The sequence below is a fragment of the Brachybacterium sp. ACRRE genome, from assembly GCF_022346485.1.
Lineage (GTDB): Bacteria > Actinomycetota > Actinomycetes > Actinomycetales > Dermabacteraceae > Brachybacterium > Brachybacterium halotolerans.
This window is the reverse complement of the sequence record NZ_JAKRMO010000075.1, coordinates 1-18085: the sequence shown is the minus strand read 5'-3', so window position 1 is coordinate 18085 and position 18085 is coordinate 1. Positions and strand designations below refer to the sequence as shown.

The 18085-nt window shown below is 71.8% G+C and carries 12 protein-coding genes and 1 tRNA gene; 6 read left to right on the top strand and 7 right to left on the bottom strand.

What is annotated here, in order from left to right:
• Window positions 1–28 precede the first annotated feature (28 nt).
• Both MHY49_RS16840 and MHY49_RS16835 read left to right on the top strand, forming a co-directional pair.
• Entirely contained in the window at window positions 29–3415 is a 3387-nt protein-coding gene (locus tag MHY49_RS16840; RefSeq protein WP_239206070.1) for an ATP-binding protein, read from the top strand.
• Between the two features lie 242 nt (window positions 3416–3657).
• Window positions 3658–4269, top strand: coding sequence for a hypothetical protein (locus MHY49_RS16835; RefSeq protein ID WP_239206068.1), 612 nt, complete (start codon window positions 3658–3660; stop codon window positions 4267–4269).
• On the opposite strand, the gene MHY49_RS16830 is transcribed toward MHY49_RS16835, so the two are convergent.
• Window positions 4256–5857, bottom strand: coding sequence for a phosphotransferase (locus MHY49_RS16830; protein WP_239206066.1), 1602 nt, complete (start codon window positions 5855–5857; stop codon window positions 4256–4258). The genes MHY49_RS16835 and MHY49_RS16830 overlap by 14 nt on opposite strands.
• A 129-nt stretch (window positions 5858–5986) precedes the next feature.
• Here MHY49_RS16830 and MHY49_RS16825 point away from each other — a divergent pair, with 129 nt between their 5' ends.
• Window positions 5987–8134 carry a hypothetical protein gene (locus MHY49_RS16825; RefSeq protein ID WP_239206064.1) on the top strand — a complete coding sequence of 716 codons (2148 nt, stop codon included), beginning with the start codon at window positions 5987–5989 and terminating at the stop codon, window positions 8132–8134.
• A gap of 64 nt (window positions 8135–8198) precedes the next feature.
• Here MHY49_RS16825 and MHY49_RS16820 read toward each other — a convergent pair whose 3' ends face one another.
• From MHY49_RS16820 to MHY49_RS16795, 6 genes are all read right to left on the bottom strand, one after another.
• A complete protein-coding gene (locus MHY49_RS16820; RefSeq protein ID WP_239206062.1) occupies window positions 8199–8858 on the bottom strand; it encodes a LytR C-terminal domain-containing protein in 660 nt (219 codons plus the stop codon).
• 21 nt (window positions 8859–8879) lie between these two features.
• Window positions 8880–10289, bottom strand: a complete 1410-nt coding sequence (locus MHY49_RS16815; protein ID WP_239206060.1) for a beta-N-acetylhexosaminidase — start codon at window positions 10287–10289, stop codon at window positions 8880–8882.
• A 312-nt stretch (window positions 10290–10601) separates the two neighbouring features.
• A complete protein-coding gene (locus tag MHY49_RS16810) occupies window positions 10602–11690 on the bottom strand; it encodes a peptidoglycan-binding protein (protein ID WP_239206058.1) in 1089 nt (362 codons plus the stop codon).
• A 779-nt stretch (window positions 11691–12469) separates the two neighbouring features.
• Window positions 12470–12546 (bottom strand) — tRNA-Pro (locus tag MHY49_RS16805).
• A gap of 80 nt (window positions 12547–12626) precedes the next feature.
• Entirely contained in the window at window positions 12627–13682 is a 1056-nt protein-coding gene (locus MHY49_RS16800; protein ID WP_239206056.1) for a metallophosphoesterase, read from the bottom strand.
• Between the two features lie 14 nt (window positions 13683–13696).
• Window positions 13697–16069, bottom strand: a complete 2373-nt coding sequence (locus MHY49_RS16795) for a transglycosylase domain-containing protein (RefSeq protein WP_239206054.1) — start codon at window positions 16067–16069, stop codon at window positions 13697–13699.
• Between the two features lie 334 nt (window positions 16070–16403).
• Between MHY49_RS16795 and MHY49_RS16790 the strand changes: the two genes are divergently transcribed.
• From MHY49_RS16790 to MHY49_RS16780, 3 genes are all read left to right on the top strand, one after another.
• Window positions 16404–16706 carry a WhiB family transcriptional regulator gene (locus tag MHY49_RS16790; protein WP_283257913.1) on the top strand — a complete coding sequence of 101 codons (303 nt, stop codon included), beginning with the start codon at window positions 16404–16406 and terminating at the stop codon, window positions 16704–16706.
• Window positions 16707–16905: 199 nt separating this feature from the next.
• Window positions 16906–17067, top strand: coding sequence for a DUF4177 domain-containing protein (locus tag MHY49_RS16785; RefSeq protein ID WP_200503403.1), 162 nt, complete (start codon window positions 16906–16908; stop codon window positions 17065–17067).
• On the top strand, window positions 17067–17903 hold the full coding sequence (locus MHY49_RS16780; RefSeq protein ID WP_239206052.1) for an MBL fold metallo-hydrolase: 837 nt from the start codon (window positions 17067–17069) through the stop codon (window positions 17901–17903). Before MHY49_RS16785 ends, MHY49_RS16780 begins: the two co-directional genes overlap by 1 nt.
• The last annotated feature ends 182 nt before the right edge of the window (window positions 17904–18085 follow it).

Here is an 18085-nt window from a genome sequence, read left to right as displayed (position 1 = left end):
ACCCCGCCCGCCCCGGTACCCTTCTGGGGTGGAATCCGACGCAACGACCCTCGACCTGCCCGGCCTCGCCGAGGACACCGGCGACCGCGCCGACGCCGCGCAGACGGACCCCGAGCACCCGCATCCCGGGCAGTGGCGCCTCGTGCACGTGCAGGTCTCGAACTGGGGGACCTTCCACGGCACCCATGACCTGGAGATCTCTCCGCGCGGCTACTTCCTGACCGGCGGTCCCGGCACCGGCAAGTCCACGCTGCTGGACGCGATCAGCGCCCTGCTCACCCCGCCGCGCACGCTGCACTTCAACGCCGCCGCGTCCGACGCGGGCCCGGCGCGCTCGAAGTACCGCCGCACCGTCGCCAGCTACGTGCGCGGCGCCTGGGCGATGCACTACGACGCCGCCACCGGCGAGTTCAACCAGGAGGTGCTGCGCGAGAAGACCACCCTCACGGTGCTCTCGCTGCGCTTCTCCGACGGGCAGGGCGGCACAGTGCAACTCTCCCGCCTGCTGCTCCTGCAGGCCGGGCACACCTCGGACTCCGACGTGAAGAGCCTGTACGTCATCTCCCGCAAGGCGCTGGACGCGACCGACCTGCGCCAGTTCGTCTCCAGCCAGATCGAGGGCCGCGCCCTCGAGGCGGCCCATCCCGGCACCGAGACGTTCCGGCAGTTCCGCGAGTACCGGGCGAAGTTCTGCCAGCTGCTGGGCATCCCCGACGAGAAGGCCCTGGGCCTCCTCCACAAGATCCAGAGCGCGAAGGAGCTGGGCGACGTCAACGCCCTGCTGCGCGACTACATGCTCGACGAGCCCCGCACCTTCGAGCTCGCGGACCAGGCGCTCACGAACTTCCACAACCTCTCCGAGGTCTACGACGCCCTGGTCACCGCCCGTGAGCAGCGCGATCTGCTGCGCGGCCTGCGCGACGCGCATACCTCGTGGAAGGAGATGCGCGAGCGCGGCGGGGAGCTCGTGGACCGCCGCAGCGACATCGACGTCTACGCCGCGCAGCACCTGGTGCGCCTCCTGCAGGACGAGCAGGAGCGCCTGCAGCTCGAGCGCGACCGCGTCGGCGCCCAGCAGCGCCGCCTCACGCAGGACCTCGCCGATTCCCGCGCCGACCTCGCGCAGCTCAAGGAGCAGCGCCGGCGCGCCGGCGGCGGCGAGATCGACGACTGGAAGCAGCAGATCGCGGGCCTGGACGTGGAGCGCGAGCGCCGCAAGGAGCGCGCCGCCGAGTTCGCCGCCCAGCTCGCGACGGTCGAGCTGCGCACCCCCGTCAGCGAGGACCTGTTCCTGGCGACCCAGCGCGAGGTCGCCGATCTCCGTCGGACCCTCGAGACCGAGGAGAAGAACGCCGACGAGAACCGCTGGCAGGCCGAGGCGAAGGTCCGCGAGCTCCAGCAGGCGCTCCAGCAGACCGTCGCCGAGCTGAACTCGCTGACCTCCCGTGCGTCGAACCTGCACTCCGAGGACGTCGCCGTGCGCGACATGATCGCCCGCGAGGTCGGCGTCGCCCCCACCGATCTGCCCTTCGCGGCCGAGCTCCTGCAGGTCAAGGACGGCGAGCAGGAGTGGACCGCCGCCGCCGAGCAGGCGCTGCGCGGCCTCGCCCGCTCGATCCTCGTGCCGGAGCGCGTCTACCGCGAGGTCGCGGGCGTCATCGACCGCACGCGCCTGCGCCGCCGCATCTCCTACAACCGCGTGAACACGGACCTCACCCGGCCCTCGCGGCGCATCGACCCGACCACGCTCGCGGCGAAGCTCGACGTCAAGGACGGCGAGTTCCACACCTGGCTCTCCGGGGAGATCGCCGCCCGCATGGACTACGTGTGCGCCGAGGACCTCGAGGAGTTCACGCGGCTGAACCGCGCCGTGCTGCGCTCGGGCCAGATCAAGCACTCCGCGTCGCGGCACGAGAAGAACACCGACCGCGCGATCAACGACCGCTCCCAGTGGGTGCTGGGCTTCGACAACCGCGGCAAGCGCGCGGTCTTCGAGGACGAGCGCACCCGCGCCGAGCAGGCCCTGTTCGAGGCCCAGGCCCGACGCAAGGACGTCGAGGCCGAGGCGGAGCGCCGCCGCGAGCGGCTGTTCGCGCTGCAGGCGCTCGCCGCCGTGGAATGGGACGACATCGACGCCGCGTCCGTCGCCCGCCGCATCGCGAACCTGCGGGACATGGTCCGCGCCGCCGAGTCCGGCTCCGAGGCCCTCGCGGACCTCGCCCGCCAGATCGACGACGTCGAGCAGTCCATCACCGACGCCGACGAGGAGCTGCTGGACGTGGCCCGCGGCGCCGGCAAGCTCGGCGAGCAGGCCGAGCGCGCCGCCGAGCGCCTCGCGAAGGCGAAGGAGCGCCTGAGCGAGCGGAGCCTGACCCCCGAGGTCGAGGAGGAGCTCTCCGAGCGCTTCCACGCGATCGCGCCCACGATCGTGCTCTCGACGATCGACCAGGTCACCAAGGACGCCTCGGCGACGCTGGACGCCGAGCTCGTGGACCTCACCAAGCGCACCTCCCGCGCCGAGGAGGACATGCGCACCGCGATGCGCGAGTTCTCCCGACGCTGGCCCGCCGAGGCCGGCGACACCGACGTCTCCCTGGACGCCGCCGGCGACCATCTCGCGATCCTGCAGCGCATCGAGGAGGAGAAGCTCCCCGAGGTCGAGGACCGCTTCTTCGAGTTCTTCACCGGCAACACCCTCGGCGACGTCCAGGCCCTGGCCACCGCGATCGCCCGCGAGCCCGCCGAGATCAAGAAGCGCCTCCAGCGCATCAACGCCCTGCTCTCCCAGGTGGAGTTCCACTCCGGGCGCTACCTGCAGCTGTCCATGCGGCCCGTGCACCTCGCGGCCCTCGACGAGTTCAAGAAGGCCCTCGAGGACGCCGTCGCCGGCACCATCGAGAACGACATCACCCGCGACCGCGACCGGGCCGAGGAGCGCTTCGTCTCCCTGCGCCACCTCATGGAGCTGATCTCGAACGCCCGCACCAAGGACGACCAGGTGTCCCGGGCGATCCTGGACGTGCGCCGCCACGTGCACTTCCACGCCGAGGAGGTCGACGCCGAGGGAAAGGTCGTGCACGCGCACGAGTCCGGCGGCCCGCTCTCGGGCGGCCAGAACGAGCGTCTGACGACGTTCTGCCTCGCGGCCGCGCTGCGCTACCAGCTGGCCGGCACAGGGATCGACGTCCCGCGCTATGCGCCGATCATCATCGACGAGGCCTTCTCGAAGGGCGCCGGCAAGTTCATCACCGCCGCCATGGAGTCCTTCCGCCACTTCGGCTTCCAGGTCATCCTCGCGAACCCCGGCAAGAACCCCCAGGCCCTCGCCCCGTTCATCGGCGGCGTGGGCGTGGTCGCGATCCGCGAGGACCGCTACTCCCAGGTCAGCCCGATCGAGTTCGTCCCCGTCGACTGAGCCCGCAGGCGCGGCCGGGAGGGCGCCACGCCGGTCCTGGCGCATGGCCCGTCTGCACGGCCACACGCGCGGCCGGCCGCCACGTCGCGCACGGCCCGAAGACGCATCGGACGGGACTGTCGATGGGGACTTCTCCCCATCGTGATCGGGAGCGTCGCGCCGATACGGTGGTCCGAGCCGCAGGGCACCAGGGCATCACGACACCAGAGCATCAGGCCAGGACGCAGCGTGGAGGTGAGCCGATGACGGGCGGGCCCCTCACCACCGAGCACGTCCCGAGCGGCCCTGCCGAGGCCCGCAGTCGGGTGCACGAGATCCTCAGCGTCGTGGTCGACGCCCTGCGCACGCATGCCGCACCCCACGCCGGCACACAGAGCCTCGAGCTCATCGAGCACAAGCCCCGTCGCGATCGGGCCTCCGGCACCCGCTATCTGGGCGTGCGCACCATCCAGCACGTGAGCGCCCTCATCGGCTCGACCACGGCGCCGCCCGCCTCGCCCAGCCCCGCATCGCTGCTCCGCGTCGCCGACCGCGCGCTGCGCGGCGTCGGCCTCGCCATGAGCGAGGACGGCGAGGTCAGCGGCGTGCGCACCCGCGTGTGGGAGGGACCGGAGGGGGACCGTGCCGAGGTCGTCGTCGGCGCGCGACTGCTCCTGCGCGTGATCAGCGCACCCTTCCTGCCCGGCGTCGAGCAGGGTGACGTGTCGACCACGCCGTCCGCAGTGCGGCGCGTGCTGCGCCCAGCCTCGAGTCCCCACGCCGTGCCCGCATCCCTGCCGATGCCTGCCGTCGCGCCCGCCGGGATCCCGGTCAGCGCGCCCGCGCCCGAGTCCTCGGTGGTCACCGAGAACTGAGGCGGGCCAGCGCGCCCAGGGGTATCGGCAGCCAGCCCGGACGGTTCCGCGCCTCGTAGAGCACCTCGTAGACGGCCTTGTCGGCCTCGAAGGCGCGCAGCAGCGCGAGGAACGACGCGTCCTCGTGCGCGATCCCCATGGCGTCGAGGTAACCGTCGAGGAAGGCGCGCGAGGACTCCGCGACCCACGCCGACGCGTCCACACCGTGCTCGTGCAGCACGGCGCCGCCCGCGTAGTCGAGGCTGCGCAGCATGCCCGCCACGTCGCGCACCGGACAGTCCGGGAGCGTGCGCTCCGCGAGCGGGCGCAGCGGCTCGCCCTCGAAGTCCAGCAGCACCCAGCCTCGGGAGGGATCGGCGAGCACCTGGCCCAGGTGCAGGTCGCCGTGGATGCGCTGGAGGGGCGGCCACGAGGCGTCGGCCGCGGCGTCGATGAGCTCGCGCAGCGCGGTGCGATGGGGGAGGACCTCCGGGACCTGGGAGGCGACCTCGTCGAGCCGGGCGCGCATCTGGTCGAGCACGCGCGCGCGGTCCGTGGGGGCGGCCGGTGCGCTCGGCAGCTCGGACGCGAGCAGGCGATGCACCTCGGCGACCGCGGCGCCGAGATCGCGGGCGCCCGCACGGAAGTCGACGCCGCCCGAGGCCTGCTGCAGCGCCACCCGCCAGGCGTCCTCGACATCGGGGAGGAAGCCCTGCGCGAGCAGCGCCTCGGCGCTCTCGTCGCCCCCGACCCGCGCCCGCACGGATCCGATCATCGGGGCGATCCGCGTGCAGCCGGCGCGGTCGAGAGCGCCCTGCAGGACCACGTCGGGGTTCTCGCCCGCGGCGAGCACGCGGAAGAGCTTGAGGATGACGGGGTCGGCGTCCTCCAGCGTGAAGATCATCGAGGAGTTCGACTGCTCGCCGCTGAGCAGGCGCGTCGCGACGACGCGGGCGCCGGTGCGTCCGGGGACCGGTGCGGGGTCCAGCGAGAGGTCGGGGCCGACGAGCGGGCGATCAGCGGTGAGCACGTCCATCAGGGCGCGTCTGCCCAGGTCGGTGCGGCACGCGTCCTCGATCCGCAGTGTCCCGGAGCGCGTGCCCGACCCGGACAGCGAGGCGCTGATCGGGCCCGACGTGGGGTCGCCGTCCGCGCCGCTGTCGAGGACGGTGATCAGCGCTTCGGGATCCTCGACATCGTCCCCGGACCGCACGACGAGCGGCACCTGGTAGTCCGTCTCCGCGCTGTCGGCCACGGCCCGCACCACGACGTCGAGCACCTGCGCCCGGCCGGCCCGAGCATCCTCCGGGTCCGCCCCGTCGGCCCGCACACCCTCGCGCTCCGCCCCGTCGGCCGCTCCCGTCGACGCGATCACTGCGGCGCCCCGCACCGAGAGCCGCGGTGCACCCGCTCCCTTGGCCGGGTACCAGCGCTGCCGCACCATCCACTGCGCGAGCGAAGGGAGCGCGTCGTCGAGGAGCCCCGCGAGCCCGTCGCCGAGCGTCGCGCCGAGCCCGCCGACGGGCCCGTCGCCGGACCCGATGTCGGGACCGTCGCCGGGCGTGGGGCCATCGGGCAGAGGACCGTCGGTCGAGCGAGGCGCATCCATGGGCCCACTGTAGGACCCGGGCTCGCTCCGCCTCCGCCGTTCCGCGAGGGCCGCCGGCCGACGCGCTCCGCCGGGTCACGCGGGCCCCCGACCCCGGGTCCGCGCATCCTCGGCTGATACCGTGACCGGGTGCCAGGCAGGGATGCGAACACTCCGCTCGCGCGCGCGACACCCGCGCCTGCGCTCCGGGTGCGTGCCCGCACGGCGCCCGGACGCTCCCTCCTCGTCCTCATGCTGACCCTCGCGCTCGGCGTGCTGACCTCGGTCACCGCCCCTGCGGCGCTCGCGCTCGGCGAGAAGGGCCCCTTCGACCTGCCGCTCTCGCGCGACACCATCACCATCGCGCCGGGCGTCGTCAACCGCATCCCCCTGACCAGCCTCCTCGACGACGATGCCGAGTCGGAGCTGAACCTGGAGACGGTGCGGCTCGCCGTCCCGTCGGACGCCTCGGACGCGCAGCTGTCCGCGATGACCCTCGCCTCCGACGGCACCTCGCTCGCCGTCGACGGGGAGGGGACCTGGACCATCCAGGGCGAGGAGCTCGTCTTCACGCCGGCGTCCGAGTCCGAGGGCGATCCGGCTCCGATCGCGATCACCATCGAGGCGACCAACGGGATCCGCTCCCAGCCCTCCGACCTCGCCGTCGACCCGAGCCCCGTCGCCGACGCGGACATCGCCGCCCCCGCCGGCGGGGAGATCCGGGTGTCCCTCAAGGGGGATCTGCGCCCGTCGGGCACCGAGCGCGTGCGCCTGCTGCTGGACACCATGCCCGCCGGGAGCACGCTCTCGGGCGACGGCCGCCGCCTCATCGCCGTCGGCGAGGGCGAATGGCAGGTCTCCGAGGACGGCACCGAGCTCACGTTCACGCCGTCCTCGAGCCACCTGGGCCGTTCGCCCGAGCCCATGCGCTATGTCGCCGAATCTTCCGACGGCACCGTGCTGACCACCGGGATCGTCAGCCTCACCACGCCCGTGCTGCCCGATCTCGTGCGTGCCGCGCCCTTCGGCGACCCCATCGAGTTCGACGTCGCCGACGGCCAGGAGGACGTGAAGGCCTCGACGCTGCGCCTGGTCCCGCTCACTCGCGCGGACGCCGGCTCGACGGGCGCGAGCGACGGCGGCTCGGACGGCAGCGGATCGGCCGATTCCGGGGACGGGGCCGACGGGGACTCCACGACGGTGGCCGACGGAAGCCCGACGAGCGACGACTCGGCCGACCACGGCGTGGAGGTCAACAGCAAGGGCACGCGCGCCGTCGTGGCCGGTCAGGGCACCTGGACGCTGGACCGCACGACGCAGACGGTCCGCTTCGCCCCCGCGGACGACTCGGTGAAGGCGGCCGACCCGATCGGGCTGACCGGTGAGGACTCCGAGGGCAACACCGCAGGCGTCGCGACCCTCGCCCCCGGCTACCCGGCGATGCTCGACCAGACGCAGGTGGGCACGGCCGGCTCCTCCATCACCTTCGCGCCTATGGACGACGCCCGCTTCGTGCGCGCCGACTCCCTCCGCTTCGCGCACGACGACCTGCCCAGCGGGGCGAGGGTCTCCTCCAACGGCCGCGAGCTCACGATCCCCGGACAGGGCAGCTGGAAGATCGATCTCGACGCCCGCGCGGTCACCTTCGATCCGGCCGACGGCGCCGAGAACGGACTGCGCAGCACGGTGCAGCTCGTCGGCAGCGGCTCGTACGCCGACTCCACGAGCTCGAGCGCGACGCTCACGGCGCTGGTCACCGACAGCGGGGCGGTGCTGCGCGACGACGAGCTGCGCACGGCGCCCGGCAAGTCCGTGCAGGTGGACCTGCTCGCGAACGACACCGCCGGCGCCCCCTCCGACCCGCTGTCCCCGGCCACCGTGCGGATCAGCTCCCTGGAGGCCTCCAACCTCGACGACCTCGAGCGCTACTCCGGCACGCATCTGGTGGTCCCCGGCGAGGGGGAGTACCAGGTGGGCAGCGACGGCGTGCTGCGGTTCACGCCCGCCCGCGGCTTCCGCGGACGCACCACGTCGATCAGCTACACGGTGCAGGACGCCGATGGCGTCCAGTACCGCGCGAACGTCTCGGTGCAGGTGGACCCGCAGCTCGGCAGCGCCTCGGACCCGCGCGGCGACTCGAGCGCCGGGATCAACACGATGCTCTCGGGCCTCATGCCCAGCGCGACCTCGACATCGGCCGTGTTCCTCACGATCGTCGTCCTCATGGGCTTCGCCGGTGTGATCTCGCTGTTCATCGGCGCCCGCATGGAGTCCGACCGACGCACCTGGAAGGACTGAGCCGGCCGCTCGCCGGACCCGGTCAGCCGTCCGCCGTCTCGGCCCGTTCCGCCCGCTCGGCCGGTCAGCCCTTCGAGTCCTGCGTCGAGGAGCCCTGGGAGTCCTCGGCCCCGGAGCATCCCGCGGGCATCTTCACTTCCTTCTTCAGGGTCTTGGCGGCGACGTCCTCGTCGACCACGTCCTTGAAGCCGTCGCCCACGAGCACGTCGACGGTGGTGTCCTCACGGTCGTCGAGCTTCAGGGCGGGCTTGGAGAACTCCGCGGCCACGGCGGAGGCCTGGAGGTATCCCGCGGGCCCGTAGACGATCGTCACGGCACCCGAGGCGGCCTTCGTGTTGCCGGCCTTCCCCGTCGAGAACCCGCGATCGGCGAGCGACTCGGTGACCGATGCCGCCAGGCCCCTCCGGGAGGTCCCGTTCAGCACGCTCACCTCGACCTTCTTCGGCTTCACGGGCTTCGCACCGGGGTCCGGGCAGTGCACGCCGTCCTTCCCCGTGGCCACCTCGGTCCCGGCGTCGGAGGGCCCTGAGGCCACGACGTCGTCGTCGGCGGTGAGCTGGGTGAAGGCGAAGGTGAGCGCGCAGATCATGCCGATCATCGCGAGCGAGAAGACCACCAGCTGGGTGATCCGGACGCGGCGCTGACGGCGCCGGCGCTGGTCGCGCCGACGCACGTCGTCGTTCGAGCGACCGTAGGGGTGCGCGTCGCGGTGCGAGGAGCTCATGCCCGTGCCATCCGCTCTCGGTCAGTCCAGAGGACGGTAGGAGACGCCGAGCGCGTCGAGACGGGGGAGATGGCCTCGCAGCCGCTCCACGAACTCGCCGTAGGACTGCTCGGGCGAGCCCCAGGCGCGCTCGGCCAGCGCGCACACGCGCGGGAAGGCCATGTAGCCCAGGTGCTCGGGGGTGGCGATGTACTCGGTCCACAGCTGGCCCTGGATGCCCTGGACGAGCGCGGCCTTCTCGTCGTCGAGCTTCTTGGGCAGCAGGCGGTCGGTGTACACGTCCTTGAGGGTCATGCCCTCGCCGATCGCGAGAGGCTCCTTCTTCAGGGGGCCCTGGGCGTAGTCGAAGTAGAGGTCCTTCACGGTGGAGACGACGGTGCGGAAGCCGCGCTCGAGCGACTCCTCGAGGCCGTCCTCCGTGCGCCAGTTCATGACCACCACGTCGTCGGGCACATGGGACTCGAGGACCTCGTCCCAGGCGACCACGGACTTGCCCTTCTCGGCGAGCACCTGGGTGGCGAAGTCGGTGAAGCGTCCCTGGATCTCGGAGACGCGGGTGAGGCCCCACTCGTTCATGCGCGTGCGGGCGTCGGCCGACTGCTCCCACTCGATGCGCGGGCACTCGTCCCCGCCGATGTGGAAGAAGGGCGCGGGGAAGATGTCGGCGACCTGCGTGAGGACGTCGCGCACGAAGTCGAAGACCTCGTCGGACACGCCGAGCACGTGGTCGGAGATCCCCCAGACCTCGCGCACCTGCACGGGGTTCGCGGGGAAGTTGCCGAGCTCGGGGTAGGCCGCGATCGCCGCCTGCATGTGGCCGGGCAGGTCGATCTCCGGAACGATCATCACGCCGCGGTTCTGCGCGTAGCCCACGAGCTCGCGCAGCTCGTCCTGCGTGTAGAACCCCTCGACCGGGGTGTCGTCGAAGGTCCAGGACTCGGGGTCGCCGCTCATGTGCCCCTCGAGGGAGCGCGGACGCTTCGAGCCGACCTCCGTGAGCCGAGGGTAGCCCTTGATCTCCACGCGCCAGCCCTGGTCGTCGGTCAGGTGCAGGTGCAGCACGTTCAGGCGGTGCAGCGCCATCGCGTCGATGAACAGGTGCAGGGTGTCGAGGTCGAAGAAGTGGCGCGAGACGTCCAGGTGCAGGCCGCGCCATGCGTACTTCGGGCTGTCGCTGATCGTCACGCAGGGGATCGAGGTCTCGCCGGTGAGCACGATCTGGTTGAAGGTGTTGCGGCCGTCGGCCAGAGCGGCCTCGCTGCCGGCGGTGAGGTTCGCGCCCGACGGCGTGATCGACAGCGAGTACTCCGCGCGCGGGAGGTCCTCCGAGATGCCGACCGACAGGCCGGCCCAGGGGTCGGTCGTCTCCCATGTCCCCGAGGACCAGATGACGGAGCGGGGGAGCGGGACCAAGCTGATCGGGTCGGACATGCGAGGGATCCTCCTTGACCGGGATGTGGTGCAGGTCAAGTCTGTCACAGACTCCGCCGCCCACCGGACGTGACGGGTCGCCGACCATCGGACGTGTCGGGCCGACGCGCCCGGTCGCGCCGGGGCGCCGGAGGGCGCGGGGCGGCGGTTCCGAGGGTCCGACGGGCGGCGCACCGCCCCGGACCGCACCGCCCCGGACGCAGAGGAGCCCGGTCGGTTCCCCGACCGGGCTCCTCACACGCCGTCCTGCTCCTTCCCGTTGGTGCGCTCAGCACCGAGCAGGCATGACGTGGTCCGGGTGGCCTGCGCTGATCAGCGGTAGGTCACGAAGACATGCGGTGCGCTCCAGATGGTGCGCTCCACGACCTTCTGCTGCGAGCCCGAGGCATCGATGATCTGGTTGTTGCCCACATAGATGCCGATGTGCCCGTAGTCGTTGCCGGTGAAGGCCACCAGGTCGCCGGGCTGCGCCTGCGACTGGGGAATGATCCGGCCTGCGAACGTCTGCTGCTTCGCCGTGCGGGGCACGGTGATGCCGTTCGCGTTGTAGGCGTACTTCACCAGGCCCGAGCAGTCGAATCCGGTGGAGGGGCTCGAGCCGCCCCACGTGTACTTGGTCCCCTTCACGCTGCGGGCCTTGGCAATGATGCTCTGCCCGTTGAAGGAGCCGCTCGAGGAACCGGACCCGCCGATGGACGCGCTGCTCGAGGACAGCTTCGACCAGGTGTTGGGTCCGACCACGCCGTCGACGGAGATGCCGGCCGCGCGCTGGAAGGCCTTGACGGAGCTCAGGGTCTTCGACCCGAAGACGCCGTCGACCGAAATGCCTGCACCGTGCTTGTTCAGCTGCTGCTGCAGGGTGCTGACCGCCGTGCCGCGGGAGCCGCTGCGCAGCTTCGGCTGGCTCGACGAGGAGGATCCCGTGGATGCGGAGGACCCGAGGGCGTTCCAGGTCTTGGGGCCGACGACCCCGTCGACGCCGATGCCGGCGCTGCGCTGGAACGACTTCACGGCGCTGAGGGTCTTGGACCCGAAGACGCCGTCGACCGCGATGCCCGAACCGTGCGAGCGGAGGCTGCGCTGCAGCTCCGACACGGCCGATCCGCGTGCGCCGTAGCGCAGCTTCACGTTCGAGTAGGCGGCGGGGGCCAGGGACTTCGCGGCAGTCGCGGCGGTCGCGCCCGCGAGGGGCGAGGTCGGCGCGGTGGTGGCCGGGTGAGTGGGGGCTGGGGTGGTTGCTGCATCGGCGGAACCCATGGCCTGCAGGGAGGCCGTGGCCGTCACGGCACCGACGACGGCGAGACCGCCGACAGTGCGACCGACGGGAGCCGTGAGGCCCCTGTAGTCGATCACGGCAGGGCCCGCGGCGCGATGCGTGCGCGGGGCGCTGGAGCGGAACATCGGATGAGGTCGCTTTCTCTGTCGCCGCACAGCCACCGATCGCGTTCCGCCCACGGGAAGCGACACCCGAGAGGCGACACCCGAGGGGTTCGCTGCGCCCGCCACCCAGGGAAGTGAGGAAGTGATCGAGAACGGTGGCGGGAGCGACTTCTCGAACGGTGCCTGGGGAGAGGCACCGTGGTCACTGTATGGGCACACCCAGGCCCTTCACGCAGGGCCTTTGCGACTGCTATCAAGGGCCTTTGCCAAGATTTTAACTAAATCGACGATTTTCGCCGTGTCGCACCGTCGATGTCCGAATTCGATATGTTAATCACACCGTTGTGATTCAGGGGTGTTCGACGGGGGTGCGAGTGGCCCTTTTCGGGGTGCGAGAGGACCTCGAGGAGTGCGCGAGGAGTGCGCGAGGGCCTTGAGGGGTGCGGGTGGGGGCAGGGCTGGTGTCGGCGACCGGCGTATAGCGGACATCTCTGCCATATATGGCAGAGATGTCCGCTATACGCCGATGCGTGACATGCCCCGTCGCCCGGCCGGCGCCGCCCGGGAGTGCCCGAGGGTTCCCGACGCCTCGGAGGCTGCCTGTGCTGCCGGTGCTGCCGGTGATGCCGGAAACCGCCGCCGATGTCGTCGTCGCCGCCGACGCGTCTGTCGCCGGGTGTCCCGGACATGTCGAAGGGCTCCGGACCTGACGAAGGATCCCGAACATGACGAAGGGCTCGAACATGACGAAGGCCCCGAACATGACGAAGGGCCCCGCCGCAGCGGAGCCCTTCATCATCTGGTCGGGGTGACAGGATTTGAACCTGCGACCTCCTCGTCCCGAACGAGGCGCGCTACCAAGCTGCGCCACACCCCGAGGTCGTGTTCGGCGAGCAGACGCGAGCGCCGCTCTCCGACGAGCAACGATACCAAGCCGCCCGCGGTGGTCGCGACCTCTCAGCGCCGCTGAGGGCGCAACGTGAGCAAGGTCGCCTCCGGCGGATTGGCGAAGCGGAAGTTCGAGTAGGGGTTCGCGCCGAGCCCCCCGCTCACGTTGAGCGGCACGCCGCGCCAGGTGGAGAGGCCCCGGGCCTGCGCACGCGGCAGGTCGCAGTTGGTGACCAGGGCACCGACACCGGGCATGCGCAGCTGGCCGCCATGGGTGTGGCCGGCGAAGATCAGCTGCGCCCCGTCGTCCACGAAGGCGTCGAGGACGCGCTGGTACGGCGCGTGGGCGACGCCGATCCGCAGGTGCGGGACATCGGCGGCGGGGCCCTCGTCGGCCCGGGTGGAGGTCGCGGCGGCTTCTGCGGCAGGAGTGTGTCCGGTCCCGTCGGCCCCCGCTTCCCTCGTCGCGTCCCGCGCCGCACCCCGCGCCGCATCCCCCGCCGCATCAGGCGCGGGGAACTCATCGCGCTCGAGGTGCGGATCGTCCACGCCCACGAGGTCCACCTGCAGCCCCGTGAGGCGGAGGCTCGCGCGGGTATTGGTGAGGTCCTTCCAGCCGTGCGAGGTGAGCACGCGGCGCAGGGAGCCGAGGGGCAGGTCCGGCTCGCGGTGGCGCTTCGTGAACCCCTCGGGCCGGGGATCGCGCAGGAAGTAGCGCAGCGGGTTCTTGCGGTGCGGAGCGAACATGTCGTTCGACCCCATCGCGAACGCGCCCGGACGGCGCAGCAGGGGGTCGATCGCGTCGGCCAGCACGGGGATGGAGGCCGCGGAGGCGATGTTGTCGCCGGTGTCGATCACCAGGTGCGGCTTGAGCGTCTCCAGATGGCGCAGGAAGGCGATCTTGCGGTCCTGGTCGGGCATCAGGTGGGCGTCGCTGACGTGCAGGATGCGCACCGGACGCGTGCCGGGCGGCAGGATCCGCAGCTCGTGCTCGCGCACGGTGAAGCGGTGGATCTCGACGTACCGGGACCAGACGTGGGCCGCCGCGGCGGCGACCGCGCCTGCCCCGGCGAGGGCCAGCGCGGCGCGCCGGGCGCCCGCGCCGCAGGATCGGGTGCGGGTCATGCTTGCTCGCCCGCTCAGTTGCCGGTGTCCTGGTCGCCGGAGTCCTGGTCTCCGCCGTCTCCGCCCGTGTCCCCGCCGTCGCCGCCTGCGGCTCCGCCGGTGTCGTTGGTGCCGCCGGCCGCACCGCCCGTGTCGACGGTGCCCCCGCTGCCGTTGCCCGGGTCGGTGTCCTTCGGGGCGCCGGCGGGCTGCTTCGGGAACTTCTCGTTCGGCAGACCCTTGTGGGCCTTGATCATGAACTCCTGCCAGGTGGGCAGGGAGACCGTGTTGCCCCAGACCTTGCCGCGCTCGAGGTACTCGCCGTCCACGGAGAACCCGCCGGGGCGGACGTTGCGCGTGGGGTTGCCGAACCACACGGCGGTCGACATCTGGCGGGTGAAGCCCACGTACCAGGTGTGGAACTGGGAGCCGGAGGTGCCGGTCTTGCCGCCGGCGTCATGACCCGGGATGACCTTGCCCTTGCCCGTCGCCCGCGGGTCCTTGAGGTCCTGCTCGAGGGTCCAGGCGACCTGGTCGGCGGTCTTCTTGTCGATCTTCTGCTCGCACTGCCCGGCGCCGACGTCCTTCATCTTCTTGCCGTCGCGGTCGATGACCTCGGAGATGCCGGTGGGCTTGCAGTAGGTGCCCTCGGCGGCGAAGGTCGCGTAGGCCGCGGCCTGGTCGAGCGCCGAGATGCGCAGCTCGCCCAGGACCACCACGGAGGGCGCGAGCTCGGTGCCGTACATGTCCTCGATCGACATGTCCCAGGTGGACTTGTCGAAGGGGTTGTAGGTCGCGGGGATCGCGCCCAGCGACCGGGCCTGCTCGGCGATGTCGCACAGGTCGAGCTGGCGGGCCATGTTCGCGTAGGCCGTGTTCACGGAGAACTTGGTCGCGTTCAGCACCGTCTCCTGGGCCGACAGCGGCACGGAGACCGCGTTGTCCGGGTTGTAGCCCTGGGTCTCGTACCAGCGCCCGCGGTCCAGGCACTGCGCGGGGAAGGTCTTCAAGGTCTGGCGGGCCGTGCCGACCTTGTCGTAGATCGACTTGCCGTGCTCGAGCCAGTCGGTGAGCACGTACGGCTTGAAGGTCGAGCCGACGGGGAAGCCGCTCGAGCCGCCGAGCGCCTGCGGGACGTTGTAGTTCAGCGAGGTCTCGCCCGCGCTGGCGTCCGCGTGGGGATCGAAGGTGCGGTTCTCGGCCATGACCAGGACCTTGCCCGTGCCGGGCTCGACGGTCACGATCGAGTGGCCGAATCCGCTGTCGGAGTCCTGGGGGACCTTGCGGTCCACGATCTCCTGCGCGTCCTTCTGGAGGTCGGGGTCCAGGGTCGTCTTGATGGTGAGGCCGCCGCCGTACAGGAGCTTCTGGCGCTCCTCGTAGGTGTCCGCGAAGGTCGGGTCGTTCAGCAGGGACCGGGTCACGTAGTCGCAGAAGAAGCCGTTGGTGCCGGCGTCGCCGCAGCCCGCCTTCACGTTCTTGACCTTCAGCATGTCGTCGATCGACTGCTCGGAGTACTTGTCGTACTCCTTCTGGGTGATGTGGTCGTAGCGGAGCATCGCCGAGAGCACCTCGTTGCGCCGCTTCTTCGCGGCCTTCGGGTTCGCGACGGGGTCGTTGCCGTTGGGCGAGTTCGTGATGCCCGCGAGCAGCGCCGCCTCACCGGGGTTCAGGTCCTTGGCGTCCTTCGAGAAGTAGTGCTGGGCGCCGGTCTGCACCCCGTACTGCGAGGGCCCGAACTGGGCGACGTTGAGATAGGCGTTGAGGACCTCGTCCTTGCTCCAGCGCTTCTCCAGGGAGATCGCGAGCTTCGCCTCGCGCAGCTTGCGGCCGTAGCTCTGCTCGGTCGCCTCCGCCTGCGCCTCCTTGTCGTTGCGCTGCTCGGCGTCCATGAGCAGCGCGTTCTTCACGTACTGCTGGGTGAGGGTCGAGCCGCCCTGGGTGGCGCCGGAGGCGGCGTTGTTCGCGAGCGCGCGGACCGTGCCCGTGAAGTCCATGCCGCCGTGCTCGTAGAAGCGGTGGTCCTCGATGTCGACGACGGCGTGCTGGACGTTGGGCGAGATCTCGTCGAGCGGGACCATGATGCGGTTCTGGCTGTAGAACGTCGCGAGCAGCGACCCGTCGGACGCCTCGATCCGGCTGGCCTCGTTCAGCGGCTGGGTCTCCAGCTCCGCCGGGAGGGAGTCGAACAGGTCCACGCCGTCCTTCGCGACGGCCGAGCTCATCGACACCGCGGGCAGGAAGAAGGCGGCCAGCAGCACGCCGGCGATGCCCGCGACGGCGAGCATCCCCAGCAGCAGCATCAGTGCGCGCAGCGCGGCTCCGGGCACGGTGGCGGGGCCCGTCGGCGACGCGGAGGTCGCCTCGGAGCTGAGGTTCCCGAGCGGAGCGGAGTCACGGTCAGCCATGGGAACACAGTACGGCCCCCAGCGCGCGCGGACCACGAGGCGCGGCCGTGCCGGCGCATATCACCCGGCGCTCACGGGCGCATGGATCCAGCCCCGGCCCCGGATGTGCATCGGGCGGGGGATCGGGACGCCGCCGACGGGATCCGCGGGAGGCGCTCGCGCCCCTGGTCGCGGCCGGATGGCTCCGGCCGTCCCGGAACGGCGCGTGCGAAGTCCCGTCGCCGATCCCGGATCGGCGACGAGGGTCGGACGGAGGCGGGATTGGCGCCCCTGAGCCGATCTCGATACTCTGACGCACCAGAACGGATCGACGAGGATTCGAGAGGGGACATTCGTGACGATCAGCAGGATCCGCGGCACGGATGATCGCAGCTGGGCCGCCCGGGGGGCGTGCACACAGCTGGATCCGGACGGCTTCTTCGTGCAGGGGGCCGACCAGCAGAAGATCAAGATCGCGTGCCAGGGGTGCCCGGTGCGCATGGAATGCCTGGCCGACGCGCTCGACAACAGGATCGAGTTCGGCGTCTGGGGCGGCATGACCGAGCGCGAGCGGCGCCGACTGCTGCGCCAGCATCCCGACGTCGAGGACTGGTACGACGTGCTGGGCCGCACCGCACGCCGTGCGGCCGGCGGGTGAATCGATCTCATCGCCCGGGCGCTGCGCCTCGCCGTCGCGTCGCCTGCCGTGCGCCATCAGTCGCCCGTCGTGCGCCATGACCGCCCGTCGTGCGGCACGATCGCCTGCCGCGCGCCATGACCGTCACAGCGCTGCCCGTGGCGTCACCGTGCCCGCCCAAGGCATGAGTACGGGCCGGTAGGCTCGGGGCATGACCTCCGTGACGCGCTTCGAGTACATCACCGTGCCCCTGCTGATCCACGCGACCAAGCAGATCCTGGACAACTACGGCTCCGACGGCTGGGAGCTCGTGCAGGTGGTCCCCGGCCCGAACCCCGAGTCGCTCGTCGCCTACATGAAGCGCCCCCTCGCGGACGCCTGATGGAGGACGACGTCCCCGCGGGCGCCCAGGACGATTTCCAGAGGGACCCCGACGCTCCACCCGTCGCGCTCGAGCTCATCCGCGCGGACAACCCGGGGCCGATGACGCTGCAGGGCACCAACACCTACGTGCTGCGCGACGGCGAGGAGTCCTGGGTCGTGGATCCGGGTCCGCTGGATGCCCAGCACCTGGCAGCGATCATCCGCGCCTGCGGCTCGCGCCCCGTGGGCGTGCTCGTCACCCATCGCCACGCCGACCACACCGACGGCGCCGGCACGCTGCGCCGTCAGCTGCAGAACCGCACGGGCTGCGAGGTCGCGCTGTGGGCGGCCGACACCCGTGCCGTCGCCGGATCGCGCAAGCCCCCGGCCTCCCTGATCAGCGAGGCCGGCGTCGTCGGCCATGTCATCCACCTGCCCGGGCACACGGCCGACTCCCTCGGCCTGCTGGTCGACGGCGGACGCATGCTCACCGGCGACACCCTGCTGGGCGACGGCTCCTCGACCGTGATCAGCCCGCCCGACGGCAGCCTCACCGAGCACATGCAGTCCCTCGCGATCCTGCGCGCCCTGGCGATCGACGGGCGCATCTCCTCGCTGCACCCCGGGCACGGCTCGCCCGCGACCGACCCCCTCGAGGCGATCGAGGCGATCGAGGCGATGATCTCCCACCGCGAGGAGCGCATCGCCCAGGTGAAGGAGGCCCGCGCGGCGGGCGCCCTGAGCATGGACCGGCTGCTGCGCGCGGTCTACGGCGAGGGTCTCGACCCGGCCCTGCGCGGTGCCGCCGAGGACTCGCTGCGCGCGATTCTCGACCACATCGCCCGGACGCGCTGAGCCCGGGCGGCGGCCGGTCGCTCCATGAGAAGCCCCGGCAGCTCCACGAGAAGCGGGGCGTGGGGGGGGGGGGGGGGGGGGGGGCCCCCCCCCCCCCGCCCCGGGGCGCGCCACCCCCCGGCGGGCGGGGCGGGCGGCGGCACCGGTGAGCCGTGCGGGCCGGGGGGGCCCGGCCGCCCCCG